Origin of the sequence: Demequina aestuarii (assembly GCF_000975095.1) — a bacterium.
In the GTDB taxonomy this organism is placed as follows: domain Bacteria; phylum Actinomycetota; class Actinomycetes; order Actinomycetales; family Demequinaceae; genus Demequina; species Demequina aestuarii.
The window spans coordinates 1,485,841-1,497,795 of sequence record NZ_BBRD01000001.1; the positions used below are offsets into that span (position 1 = coordinate 1,485,841).

Consider the following 11,955-nt stretch of genomic DNA (forward strand, 5'->3'; position numbering starts at 1 on the left):
GCACCGTCAGTCATAGACCGCCTCCAGCACCCACTCCCCGGCGGTGAAGGACGCGAGCACCGCCTGCCCGGGGCTCCCGTCGGGGCGTCGCAGCGCGATCTGCAGACACGCGCGGCGTGAAGCGTCCGGGGACCACCACCTCTCGGCCACCGGCCACGGGCCGGCCCACGCCTCGACAGGCTGCGCGAGTCCCCACGTCGGCCCGCCCTCGCCATGACCCACATGGCCGGAGGACGGGTGCCGACGGGCGGCCGCCGCGCGTTCGTCACGTGGATCCACCTGCAGGCGCACCCAGGTCGGAGGGGCGCTCATCGCGAGCCGGCGGTCGATCCGCACCGGTGCCCCGCCGGCATCCAGCACCTGCAGCGGCTCCGGCAACGGCAGCACGGTGGCGGGAGCGGGATCGGGGATGCGTCCCGGCCACGGATGCTCGATGCGGCGGGCGGGCATCGCCTCCTGTCCCCACGGCAGCGAGAGCACCCGGTCCCGAGGCGATCTGCCGCCCTGCTCGCGCACGGCAAGCACGGCATCCGGCCCGAGCAGGGACTGCACCCGCTCCAGGGTCCGCTGCGCGCGCGAGTCCGCACCCGACACGCCTCCCCACAGATAGGCCTGCTCGCTGCCCAGCGGCACCACGTCCTCGGCCGTCAGCCCCAAAGAGGTCAGCGGCGCGGGCTCCGGTCCGGTGGAGGTGCCCGACAGCCACCCCTCGAGCTGCCACCGCACCCGATCCGTCATGTGCCTGGAGAACGCGCCCGACCGCGACCCCACATCGGTGCGCCACACCCGCTCGAGCATGTCCCCCTGCTCGGTGGTGGCGGAGATCCGCACCCGGCCACATCGCACGCCAGCCTCGAGGAGGGCGGCGTCGAGCTGCTGAGCCACGTGACCGGCGACGAGGGCGAGCTGCTCGACGCGCTGCGCCGGCTCCTCGAAATCGTATCTCACCGCGATGTCCTCTTCGGAGCGACGCAGCACCGGCGGCCGCACGTCCTCCCCACGGCCGATGCGGTGGGCCCACCTCCCCACCGGGCCGAACCTGGCGAGCACGTCGCCCGCCGGCAGCGCCGTGAAGTCGGACAGCGACGTGAGGCCGAGCCTCACCAGCACCCCCACGAGGTCCTCGACCTGCTCGCGCTGACGCCTTTCCATGGCGGCGAGTGGCAGCACCCCCACCGGGGCATCGGCCAAATAGTCTCGCGACGTGCCCGGCGGCACCAGCTCGGAGGCACGCGCGGCGAGGATCGCGGCGAGCAGCCCGTCGGCAGCACCCACGGCACACTCGCAGCCCGCGAGTTCCGCAACGGAGTTCACCAGGGCCTCCGCCAGCGACTCCTCGGAGCCGTGGAACCGGGCGGCGCCATCGGCGGGGATCATCAGCAGCCCCGGCCGCGAGATCTCCACGCCGGACACGACGTCCTCGGCCGCCGCCGCGACGGTCTCGAACACGCGCGAGTCCCGGCCCTCGTCGTGGGGCAGGATCACGAGATCGGGGCATGCCCGCTGGGCCAAGCGTTTGCGCATCCCGCGCCTCACCCCCGCAGTCCGTGCCGCAGCCGAGACCGCCATCATGCCCCGCCCGTGCAGCACCGCCGCAGGGGTGTCCGCACCGATGCCGGCGTCGGACATCGCAGCGACCACCGGCCAATCCGGGACCCACAGCACCGCGCGCCGCACCGTCGCCACGGGCCCGGACCGTGCGGGCGAGACCGACCCCGCCCGCGCATCGGCCCTCCGAGCACCGTCGCCGGCCGCACGTCGCGACACCATCTCGCTCATGCGACCTCCCCGTCGACATTCACGCGGTCCACGTCGATGCGTGCGCCAGTGCGTGCGAACCGCAGGCCAGGGGCGGCGTCCAAGGCGAGGCGCACGCGCCTCACGGCACCCTGTCGACGCCCGCCGACAGCGACGGTGAGATCGCGTTCGATGAGCCTCCCGTCGCCAGCGCCCAGCCCGTCCCATGAGGAGCGCTCGACCGTGAGCGTCACGTGCGCGCCCGGCCACTCACCCGCAGCGATGATCACCCCGCCGCGCTCCTTGGCACGAGCGGCCAACCGGCGACGGTCTGCATCGGACAGCGCGAGCCGCTCACCAAGCAGCACCACATCCATCCCGTCCACGCACGCGCCGACCGCCTGCGCCGCCTGCGCCCCCGGGTGAGGGATGAGGGCGAACCTCTCGAGCGCGATGCCCCGCCGGGCGGCCGCCACCACCCCCACCGTGGGCATGCCGATCGCCGCAGTCCAGGAGCCGGCAGCGGATGCCGCGGAGGCGAGAGCGAGCATGAGCGAGGTGGCGCCGGTGACGGAGACCACCTGGCCACGCCCGAGCCCCTCCGGCAGCAACGGCGCGAGCTCCGGAGCAAGAGGCAGCACCGGACGGTCCGTCGCGGGGCGGGGTGCGCCGATGCGCGCCTCGACGCCCTTGAGCGCCGCACGCGCGCGGCTCAGCCGCCGCTGCTGCGAGGCATCCGGGTCCGTCTGGGTCGACATGGCGCTCCTGCGATCACTGCGAGAAGTCCTCGCGTTCGAACATATGTTCGATTATCGCATTGAACGCCGACATCGGCGCCGAGTCAATCCGAGCGCTGGACTCCCCGGGGACGGCTCACCGCTCGGGACGCAGCGCCCACAGCGCGACGGCCGATGCGGCAGCCACATTGAGCGAGTCCACTCCCCCGGCCATGGGAATGGTGAGCACCGCATCGGCCGCCTGCAGGGCCGCGCGGGACAGCCCGTCGCCCTCCGCCCCCATCACGATCGCAACCCGCACGTGCTCGTGCGCCGCGAACTCGTCCAGGCCCACCGCATCGTCCGCCAGCGCCAGCGCCGCCACGACGAAGCCCATGTCCCGCAGCTCCCCCAGTGCCCCCGGCCACTCGTCCGCCCTGGTCCACGGCACCTGGAAGACCGTTCCCATCGACACCTTGACGCTGCGGCGGTACAGCGGGTCCGCGCAGGTGGGGGCGACGACGATGGCGTCCGCGCCGATGCCGGCCGCCGAGCGGAAGATCGCCCCGACGTTCGTGTGGTCCACGATTCCCTCGAGCACGACGATGCGCCGCGCATCGCGGGCGATGTCCTCGAGCGAAGGAAGGACGGGCCGCTCCATCGCCGCCAGGGCGCCGCGATGCACCTGATAGCCGGTGACAGTCTCCATCACGGACTCAGGGGCGACGTGGACGGGGGCGTCGCTGCCCGCGACCTCGAGCGCCTGCCGGATTCCGTCCAGCCAGCGCTCGCTCGTGAGCACAGAACGCGGCCGATGCCCGGCGGCCAGAGCGCGCTCGATCACCTTGGCACCCTCGGCCATATACAGGCCGCGCTCGGGCTCGATGCGACGGCGCAGCGCCACGTCGGTGAGGCCGCGATAGTCGTCGAGGCGCGGGTCGGCGGGGTCCGTGATCACGGACCCATTGTGTCCGACACTGGGCGCCCGCCAGGATCACGCGGAGCCGACCAGGCGACACTCAGCGCCCTCAGGGACGCTAAGGCGGGAAGTGGGGCGGGGAGGGGCGGGGCGGGCGTGCGAGAGCCCCGGAGCGCGCTGCGCTCCGGGGCTCTGGCGGGTCAGGCTACTGCTGGCCCTTCTCGGCGTCCGGGTTGAACGGACGGCCCGACGTCGTGCCGGCCTCGGTGGCGTCGGACGTGGCGTCCAGCACCTCCTGCTTGGCCAGCCGCAGCGCCTCCGCCGGATCCACGAGCGCCGAGGTGATCTTGGACTTGCGGTCCTTGCCACGCTCGTGGTCGCGCGTGAGAGGCTCGGCGGCCTCTTCGGCACCGAAGGCCGCAGAGATCGACTTGAGTGCGCCGGTGAACTCGGTGGGCACGAACCACACCTTGTTCGACTCGTTCTTGGCGATCTCGGGGAGCATCTGCAGGTACTGGTAGGCGAGCAGCTTGGAGTCGGCGTCGCCCTCGTGGATGGCATCGAACACCTGCAGGATGGCGCGGGCCTCACCCTCGGCCGTGAGAATCGCGGCCTGCGCGTCACCCTCGGCCTTCAGAATCGCGGACTGCTTCTGGCCCTCGGCCGTCAGAATCTGCGACTGCTTGACGCCCTCGGCGGTCAGGATCGCGGCGCGACGGTCACGCTCGGCGCGCATCTGCTTCTCCATCGAGTCCTTGACGGACACGGGCGGGTCGATGGCCTTGAGCTCGACGCGTCCCACACGGATGCCCCATTTGCCGGTCGCCTCGTCCAGCACGGTGCGCAGCTGGCCGTTGATCTGGTCGCGGCTGGTCAGCGTCTGCTCGAGGTCCATGGTGCCGATGACGTTACGGATGGTCGTCACGGTCAACTGCTGCATACCGACGATGTAGTTGGCGATCTCGTAGACCGCCGCGCGGGCGTCGGTCACCTGGAAGTAGATGACGGTGTCGATCTCGACGACGAGGTTGTCCGAGGTGATCACGGACTGCGGGGGGAAGGACACGACCTGCTCGCGCATGTCGACCTTCTGACGCACCTGGTCGACGAACGGTATGAGGAGGTGCATGCCCGCCTGCAGTGTGCGGGCGTAACGGCCGAGCCGCTCCACCACGCGGGTCTCTGCCTGCGGCACGATCTGAATCGCGCGGGCGATCGCCGTGATGACGAATAGGACGAGGACGACCGCCGCGGCGGCGATCGCAATCTGGACTGGCTCCATAACTAGTTCCCCTTCTCGGGCGCGACGATGGCCGTCGCTCCCCTGATTTCGAGCACGACGACCTCGGCCCCCTCGGGGATCGCAGGCGCATCGTCCTGGGTACGCGCAGACCACACTTCTCCCGCAAGCTTGACGCGACCAGCGAACTCGGTGATCTCGTCCAGAGAGCGGGCTGCGGCACCCGCAAGGGCGGCCGCATTGGTCTCGATGACCGCGCCCTTGGCGCGGATCGACTTGAGCAGGTAGGGCCTGAGCGAGAACAGCAGCATGGCGGACACCGCGCACGCGATGATCACGCAGACCCACCACGGCAGGCCCAGCAGCGCCGCTGCGCCACCGGCGATCGCGCCGCCAGCGAGCATCGCAAAGGTCAGATCCAGCGTGAAGACTTCGACGATGCCCAGCACCATCGCTCCTACGAACCACCACAGAGAGTCCACGGCTCACCTCCTTTTTCGAACCTAACAGGCACGGTTGAAGGGAAGCATCGTCCTCACGGATGAAAACGCCCGGTCAGGCGTCCCCAGCGTGGCGGATCAGCCGCAGACCGGGGCTCAGCCTCGACGAGCGGTCCAGCGCCCCTCGTAGGCGTGGAGCCGCACCGGCATGCCGTACGCCTCGGTCAGGTTCACCGAGGTGAGGGTGTCGCGCAGGGACCCGCTGGCGACGACGGCTCCGTCACGCAGCAGCATCGCGTGCGTGAAGTTCGTGGGGATCTCTTCGACATGGTGCGTCACCATCACCATCGCTGGCGAACGGCGGTCTCCGGCGAGCTCGGACAGCGCCGCGAGCAGTTCTTCGCGACCCCCCAGGTCGAGACCCGCGGCCGGCTCGTCGAGCAGCAGCAGCTCCGGGTCGGTCATCAGCGCACGGCCGATCTGGACGCGCTTGCGCTCGCCCTCCGACAACGTCCAGAACTCGCGCTCGGCGAAGCCGCTCATCCCGAACGCCGCGAGCAGGGCATCGGCCCGGTCCTCGTCGATCGTGTCGTACTCCTCGCGCCAGCGTCCCGTGACCCCGTGCGCCGCTGTCATCACGACGTCGCGCACGGTCTCGTCATCAGGGATGCGGTCCGCGAGCGCGGCGCTCGACAGCCCCACGCGGGTCCGCAGGTCCTGCGTGTCCGCCTCGCCGAGCGTCTCCCCCAGCACCCGCACGGTGCCTTCGGTGGGATGCATGCGAGCCGACGCGATGGTGACCAGCGAGGTCTTGCCCGCACCGTTCGGCCCCAGCACCACCCAGCGCTCGTCGGCATTCACGGTCCAGTCGATTCCCGACAGGATGGAATTGCCGTCGCGGCGCAGGCTCACACCTTCGAGAGTCAGCACCTCAGTCATGGCTCCGAGCCTATCCGAGGATGTCTTCGTACAGCGCCAGCGTGCGCTCCCCGATGGTCTCCCACGAGAAGTGCTCGGCGGCGCGTTCACGGCCGGCGGCGCCCATGCGGCGGGCACGCTCAGGGTCCGACACCATGTCGGCGAGCGCTGCGGCCAGGTCGTCGATGAACGCTTCGGGGTCCGTCGGCGTGCCGGTGCCGTCAGCGACCTGGTCGATGGGCACGAGCGTGCCGGTCTCGCCCGGCACCACGACCTCGGGGATGCCGCCGGTCGCGGTGGCGACGACGGGCAGCCCCACGGCCATCGCCTCGAGGTTCACGATGCCCAGCGGCTCGTACACGCTGGGGCACGCGAAGGCGGTGCACGCGTCGAGCACCGCGACCAGCTGGGGGCGCGGCAGGTGCTCCTCGATCCAGATCACGCCATCGCGGCGTTCCTGGAGTTTCGACACGAGTCCCGAGACCTCAGCGGCGATGTCCTTCGTATCGGGCGCGCCTGCGCACAGCACGATCTGCACCTCGGACGGGAGCTTCTCGACCGCGCGCAGGAAGTGCGGCAAACCCTTCTGCCGCGTGATGCGCCCCACGAAGACCACGGCTGGTCGAGACGGGTCGAGCCCCCAGCGCGACACCACCTCTGCGGCCGCGGCGCGCTCCTCGTCGGTCGACGGCGCCGCCCACGCCTCCACATCGATGCCGTTGTGGATGACCTGGACCTTGCCGGGGTCGATGGTCGGGTAGGAGCGCAGGATGTCGTCGCGCATGCCGCCGGAGACGGCGATGACCGCATCGGCGCCCTCGTAGGCCGTCTGCTCGATCCACGACGACACCCGATAGCCACCGCCGAGCTGCTCGGCCTTCCACGGCCGCAGCGGCTCGAGGGAATGAGCGCTGAGGATGTGCGGGATGCCGTGCAGTCGCGCGGCGAGGTGGCCGGCCATGTTCGCGTACCAGGTGTGGGAGTGCACGAGGTCGGCGCCCTCGCAGTCCCTCGCCATCGGCAGGTTGTGCGCCAGGACATCGAGCGCGGCATCGCCCACGCCGCCGCCCAGCGCCTCGTATCCCGTGACGTGCGGTTCGTCACGTGGGCCGTCGAAGGCGCGGACCTCGACGTCGATGTGCTGGCCGAGGACGGCAGCCAGCTCAGTGACGTGCACTCCGGCGCCGCCGTAGATGTGGGGAGGGTATTCACGGGTGAGGATGTCGGCTCGCATGACACCACGGTAGTCCGGGTCTTCCCGCCGTGCCGCCCCACGCCCATCGGATGTGGCGCTTATGCTGGTCGTATGTCAGCGCCGAAAGTACTTGCCATCGTCCTCGCCGGGGGTGAGGGCAAGCGCCTGATGCCCCTCACCGCCGCTCGCGCCAAGCCTGCCGTCCCGTTCGGCGGCACCTATCGACTCGTCGACTTCGCCTTGTCCAACCTGGTGAACTCGCGCTATCTGCACATCGTCGTGCTCACCCAGTACAAGTCCCACTCCATGGATCGCCACATCGCCCGCACCTGGCGCATGTCACCGCTGCTCGGCAACTATGTGGCGCCCGTGCCCGCGCAGCAGCGCCGCGGGAAGCACTGGTACCTGGGCAGTGCCGACGCGATCTACCAGACCGTCAACATCATCGAGGATGAGCAGCCCGACATCGTCGTGGTGGTCGGAGCGGACCACGTGTACCGCATGGACTTCTCACAGATGGTCGATGCGCACATCGAGACCGGAGCGGACTTCTCCGTCGCCGGCATCCGCCAGCCGATCGAGATGGCCGACCAGTTCGGCGTCATCGACATCGACAAGGACAACCCGGGCATGATCAAGGCCTTCCTCGAGAAGCCCACCAACCCGGAGGGCCTGCCGGACTCCCCCGGCGAGATCCTCGCGTCGATGGGCAACTACGTCGCGTCCGTCGGGCCCCTGCTCGAGGCCCTCAAGGCCGATGCAGAGAACGAGGACTCCAAGCACGACATGGGCGGCGACATCGTCCCGTACTTCGTGAACAAGGGCACGTGCGGCTTCTACGACTTCGTCCGCAACGACGTGCCGGGATCCACGGACCGCGATCGCGACTACTGGCGCGACGTGGGCACCATCGATTCGTACTACGACGCGCACCTCGACCTCATCGCGGTCGAGCCCATCTTCAACGTGTACAACCACGAGTGGCCGGTCCACCAGGGCCTCATCACCGAGCCTCCCGCGAAGTTCATCCATTCGGAGGAGGGCCGCCTTGGCCACGCCGCCGATTCGGTGGTGTCCCCCGGCGTCATCGTCTCGGGTGCCACGGTCACGGGCTCGGTGCTGTCTCCCGGCGTGCGCCTGCACTCGTGGTCGACCGTCTCCGACTCGATCCTGCTCGACCACGTCATCGTGAATCGTCATGCGCAGGTGCACCGCGCCATCGTCGACAAGAACGTGATCGTCGAGGAGGGCGCGCGCATCGGCATCGACCGCCAGGCGGACATCGAGCGCGGCTTCACCGTCACCGAGTCGGGCATCACCGTCGTGCCGAAGGGGACTGTGGTCAAGGGATGACCGGACGGCTCATCGTCCTGGATGTCGACTCCACGCTGATCACCGCCGAGGTCATCGAACTCATCGCCAGGCGCGCGGGAACCGAGGCCGAGGTGGCCGCTGTGACAGATGCGGCCATGCGCGGAGAGATCGACTTCGCCGAGTCGCTGCGCCAACGTGTCGCGACCCTCGAAGGCGTCCCGGACTCGGTCTTCGCGGAGGTGCTCGACGAGGTGCAGTTCACTCCTGGCGCCGAGAATCTGGTGGGAATCCTGCAGTCCGAGGGCTGGACAGCCGCGCTGGTCTCGGGCGGCTTCGCCGAGGTGGTCGAGCCGCTCGCCGCACGCTTGCGCATCGAACACTTCCGCGCGAACAGGCTCGAGACGGCCGATGCGCGCCTGACCGGCCGCACCGTGGGCCCGGTCATCGACCGGGCGGCCAAGGCTCACGCCCTGCGTGAGTTCTGCGCCGAGCTGGGGATCTCTCCGGCCGATGCGGTGGCAGTAGGCGACGGCGCGAACGACCTCGACATGATGGCTGCGGCGGGGCTGGGCATCGCCTTCAACGCCAAGCCGCTCGTCCAGAGCCAGGCGGACATCGCCGTCAACGCCCCGCGCCTCGACGCCGTCCTGGAGGTCATCGAGCGGTAGCTCGGCGCCGAGCAGCGTCGCACGTGAATGCGACGAGGGCCGGCTGTGGTCAGACATCCCGGCCGGACAGCACCACGGTCATGCGGGCCTGACGCGAACCGAGGTCTGCCCACGATCCGTCGAACTCGAGAACGGCGGCGGTGCCGGTGGGCAGGCCGTGCGCGACGCGCTTGAGCGCGGTGGTGTCGGAACCCACGCCCGCGAAGAACGCCGCCGCGGCCGAGGAGGTGGGCTCGTGGCCCACGAGGATCACCGTGTCGACGTCCTCGATGCCGTTCACGATCTCCACCAGACCCTCGACATCCGTCTCATACAGGCCGTCGACCGAGCGGCTCTCGCAGGCCGGGAGGGACGAGGACATCAGCTTCCAGGTCTGCTGAGTGCGCGTGGCGGGAGACACCAGCGCGAGCGAGGGCTTCAACCCCGCTGCAGCGATCTCCTCGCCGAGCTTCATGGACGCCTTGCGGCCGATGAGGGCAAGAGTGCGATCCATGTCCTGCAGTCCAGGAGCGGGTGCCTCAGCCTTGGCGTGACGAGCGATGATCAGAGTGGGCATGTCTCTACTGTCCCATCGCGTGGACGCCGCCGTCGACGTGGATCATCTCGCCGGTGGTCGCGGGGAACCAGTCGCTGAGCAGCGCAGTGACTGCTCGGGCGGTGGGCGCGGTCGCCTCGGAGTCCCAGCCGAGCGGGGCACGCTCCGCCCACACGCTCTCCATCTGGTCGAAGCCGGGGATGTGACGGGCGGCGGTGGTCTTGATGGGACCCGCGGAGACCAGGTTGCAGCGGATCCCCTGGGGGCCGAGGTCGCGTGCCAGGTATCGGCTGACGGCCTCGAAGGACGCCTTGGCGACGCCCATCCAGTCATAGACGGGCCACGCGAAGCGGCCGTCGAACGTCAGCCCCACGATCGCGCCACCCTGAGTCATCAGCGGCAGCGCGGCCTGCGCGAGGGCCTTGAGGGAGTAGGCGGAGATGTGCATCGCCGTGGCGACGTCCTCCCACTCGCCGGACATGAAGTTGCCCCCCATGACGGACTGCGGTGCGAAGCCGATCGAGTGCACCACTCCGTCGAGGTGCAGCACGTGCTCGCGCACCTGGTCCGCGAGCGCTGCGAGGTGGTCCGGGTTGGTGACGTCGAGTTCGACCACCGGCGCGGCCACCGGCAGGCGGCGTCCCATCGCCTGCGTGATCTTGAGCGTGCGTCCCATGCCGGTCAGGACCACAGTGGCGCCTTGGTCCTGGCACAGCCGTGCCACCTCGAACGCGATCGACCCCTCCGTGAGGACGCCCGTCACCAGAATGTTCTTGCCATCAAGCATGCCCATGTATGTCATTCCTCCTCGCCCGAAGCCTAGCGGCTGCGCACCGGCGCGGGTGTCATGGGGCCACGGTCCCACGCCGGTGCGGTGCGAGTCGCTAGATTGTGCGCGGGCCGCACACTGGCGTGGCACGTCACCGGAGGAGAACCGATGAGCATGATGTCCTGGACCCTGCATCGCGACGGCAAGTCCATCGCCCCCGACGGCGCCGTGCGCCCGCGCGAGCGCCTGACATGGCCTCGCACCATCGGCATCGGCGCTCAGCACGTGCTTGCGATGTTCGGCTCGACATTCATCGTGCCCGTGCTCACCGGCTTCCCTCCCACCGCGACGATCTTCTTCTCCGCGGTGGGCACCGTGATCTTTCTGCTGATCACCGGCAACAGGCTCCCCTCTTACGTGGGCTCCAGCTTCGCGTTCATCGCCCCCATCACCGCGGCGATGGGGGCCGGCGGCATGGGTGTCGCGCTCGGGGGCCTCGTCATGACGGGGCTTCTCCTCGCCCTCGTCGGCGTGATCGTGCACGTCTCGGGAACCCGCTGGATCGAGCTCACCATGCCCCCGGTGGTCACGGGCGCGATCGTGATGCTCATCGGACTCAACCTTGCGCCTGCCGCATGGGGGATGGTGCAGGCATCCCTCGGCACCGCGCTCGTGTCCGGGGCCGCCGTGGTGCTCATCACCGTGCTGTTCCGGGGCATCCTCGGCCGGCTGTCCATCCTGCTCGGTACAGCGGTGGGCTGCGTCGTCGCCGCGCTGCGGGGCGAGTACGACCTGACGGGCGTGTCCCAGGCGTCGTGGGTGGGGCTGCCCGACTTCCATGCACCCGAGTTCGACCTATCGGTGCTTGCGATGTTCGTTCCGGTGCTGTTCGTGCTGATCGCCGAGAACATCGGCCACGTGAAGTCGGTCGCCGCCATGACGGGCGACGACCTCGACCCCATCACCGGGCGAGCGCTGCTTGCGGATGGCGTGGCCACCACGGTCGCGGGACTCGGCGGCGGTTCGGGAACGACGACGTACGCCGAGAACATCGGCGTCATGGCGGCGACCCGGGTGTACTCGACCGCCGCGTACTGGTTCGCGGCGCTGTTCGCGCTGCTGCTGAGCCTGTCCCCCAAGTTCGGAGCGCTCATCGCCGCGACGCCGCCCGGGGTGCTGGGCGGCCTCGCGACGGTGCTCTTCGGCATGATCGCGGTACTCGGCGCGCGCATCTGGGCACAGGGATCCGTCGACTTCGGCAACCCCGTGAACCTGATGCCCGCGGGGATCGCGCTCGTCATCGGCGCGGCGGACTACACCTGGACCGCGGGAGACATGACGTTCGGCGGCATCGTGCTGGGTACGGCGGCTGCCCTGGTGACCTATCACCTCATGGCGGCCGTCACCCGGTGGCGCGGCGCCGACCAGGCGGTCGCGTCACCCGCGTACGTCGCGGGCGACCTCGGGGCGGAGGACGCCGCGTCGGCGGAGCAGAGCCGCTAGC

Annotated in this window: 12 protein-coding genes; 3 read left to right on the top strand and 9 right to left on the bottom strand. The window is 69.9% G+C overall.

Features of this window, described 5'->3' with window-relative positions:
• Positions 1-6: 6 nt before the first annotated feature.
• From AOP72_RS13785 to glgA, 7 genes are all read right to left on the bottom strand, one after another.
• The gene (locus tag AOP72_RS13785) at positions 7-1,779 is read right to left on the bottom strand and encodes a Y-family DNA polymerase (RefSeq protein ID WP_238581632.1); all 1,773 of its coding nucleotides are present in this window, start codon (positions 1,777-1,779) and stop codon (positions 7-9) included.
• Complete coding sequence (gene imuA' / locus AOP72_RS13395; RefSeq protein WP_062134226.1) at positions 1,776-2,495, bottom strand: DnaE2-dependent mutagenesis accessory factor ImuA'; 720 nt, start codon at positions 2,493-2,495, stop codon at positions 1,776-1,778. Before imuA' ends, AOP72_RS13785 begins: the two co-directional genes overlap by 4 nt.
• 115 nt (positions 2,496-2,610) lie before the next feature.
• On the bottom strand, positions 2,611-3,411 hold the full coding sequence (locus AOP72_RS06980; RefSeq protein WP_062134229.1) for a TrmH family RNA methyltransferase: 801 nt from the start codon (positions 3,409-3,411) through the stop codon (positions 2,611-2,613).
• A 166-nt stretch (positions 3,412-3,577) separates the two neighbouring features.
• Positions 3,578-4,654, bottom strand: a complete 1,077-nt coding sequence (locus AOP72_RS06985) for an SPFH domain-containing protein (RefSeq protein ID WP_062134232.1) — start codon at positions 4,652-4,654, stop codon at positions 3,578-3,580.
• Positions 4,655-4,656: 2 nt separating this feature from the next.
• Positions 4,657-5,094 (bottom strand): NfeD family protein, encoded by a 438-nt coding sequence (locus AOP72_RS06990; protein WP_152650280.1) that lies wholly within the window; start codon positions 5,092-5,094, stop codon positions 4,657-4,659.
• Positions 5,095-5,208: 114 nt separating this feature from the next.
• Positions 5,209-5,991 carry an ABC transporter ATP-binding protein gene (locus AOP72_RS06995; protein ID WP_062134235.1) on the bottom strand — a complete coding sequence of 261 codons (783 nt, stop codon included), beginning with the start codon at positions 5,989-5,991 and terminating at the stop codon, positions 5,209-5,211.
• 10 nt (positions 5,992-6,001) lie between these two features.
• The gene (glgA, locus tag AOP72_RS07000; RefSeq protein WP_062134238.1) at positions 6,002-7,204 is read right to left on the bottom strand and encodes a glycogen synthase; all 1,203 of its coding nucleotides are present in this window, start codon (positions 7,202-7,204) and stop codon (positions 6,002-6,004) included.
• Between the two features lie 72 nt (positions 7,205-7,276).
• On the opposite strand from glgA, the gene glgC reads away from it, so the two are divergent.
• Entirely contained in the window at positions 7,277-8,518 is a 1,242-nt protein-coding gene (glgC, locus tag AOP72_RS07005; protein WP_062134240.1) for a glucose-1-phosphate adenylyltransferase, read from the top strand.
• The gene (serB, locus tag AOP72_RS07010; protein ID WP_062134242.1) at positions 8,515-9,147 is read left to right on the top strand and encodes a phosphoserine phosphatase SerB; all 633 of its coding nucleotides are present in this window, start codon (positions 8,515-8,517) and stop codon (positions 9,145-9,147) included. The genes glgC and serB overlap by 4 nt, the downstream gene beginning before the upstream one ends.
• 49 nt (positions 9,148-9,196) lie before the next feature.
• Here the strand turns inward: serB and AOP72_RS07015 are convergent, their stop codons facing one another.
• Both AOP72_RS07015 and fabI read right to left on the bottom strand, forming a co-directional pair.
• Entirely contained in the window at positions 9,197-9,703 is a 507-nt protein-coding gene (locus AOP72_RS07015; RefSeq protein ID WP_062134243.1) for a SixA phosphatase family protein, read from the bottom strand.
• 4 nt (positions 9,704-9,707) lie between these two features.
• Entirely contained in the window at positions 9,708-10,475 is a 768-nt protein-coding gene (gene fabI, locus AOP72_RS07020) for an enoyl-ACP reductase FabI (RefSeq protein WP_062134244.1), read from the bottom strand.
• A 144-nt stretch (positions 10,476-10,619) separates the two neighbouring features.
• Here fabI and AOP72_RS07025 point away from each other — a divergent pair, with 144 nt between their 5' ends.
• Complete coding sequence (locus AOP72_RS07025; protein WP_062134245.1) at positions 10,620-11,954, top strand: uracil-xanthine permease family protein; 1,335 nt, start codon at positions 10,620-10,622, stop codon at positions 11,952-11,954.
• Position 11,955 lies beyond the last annotated feature (1 nt).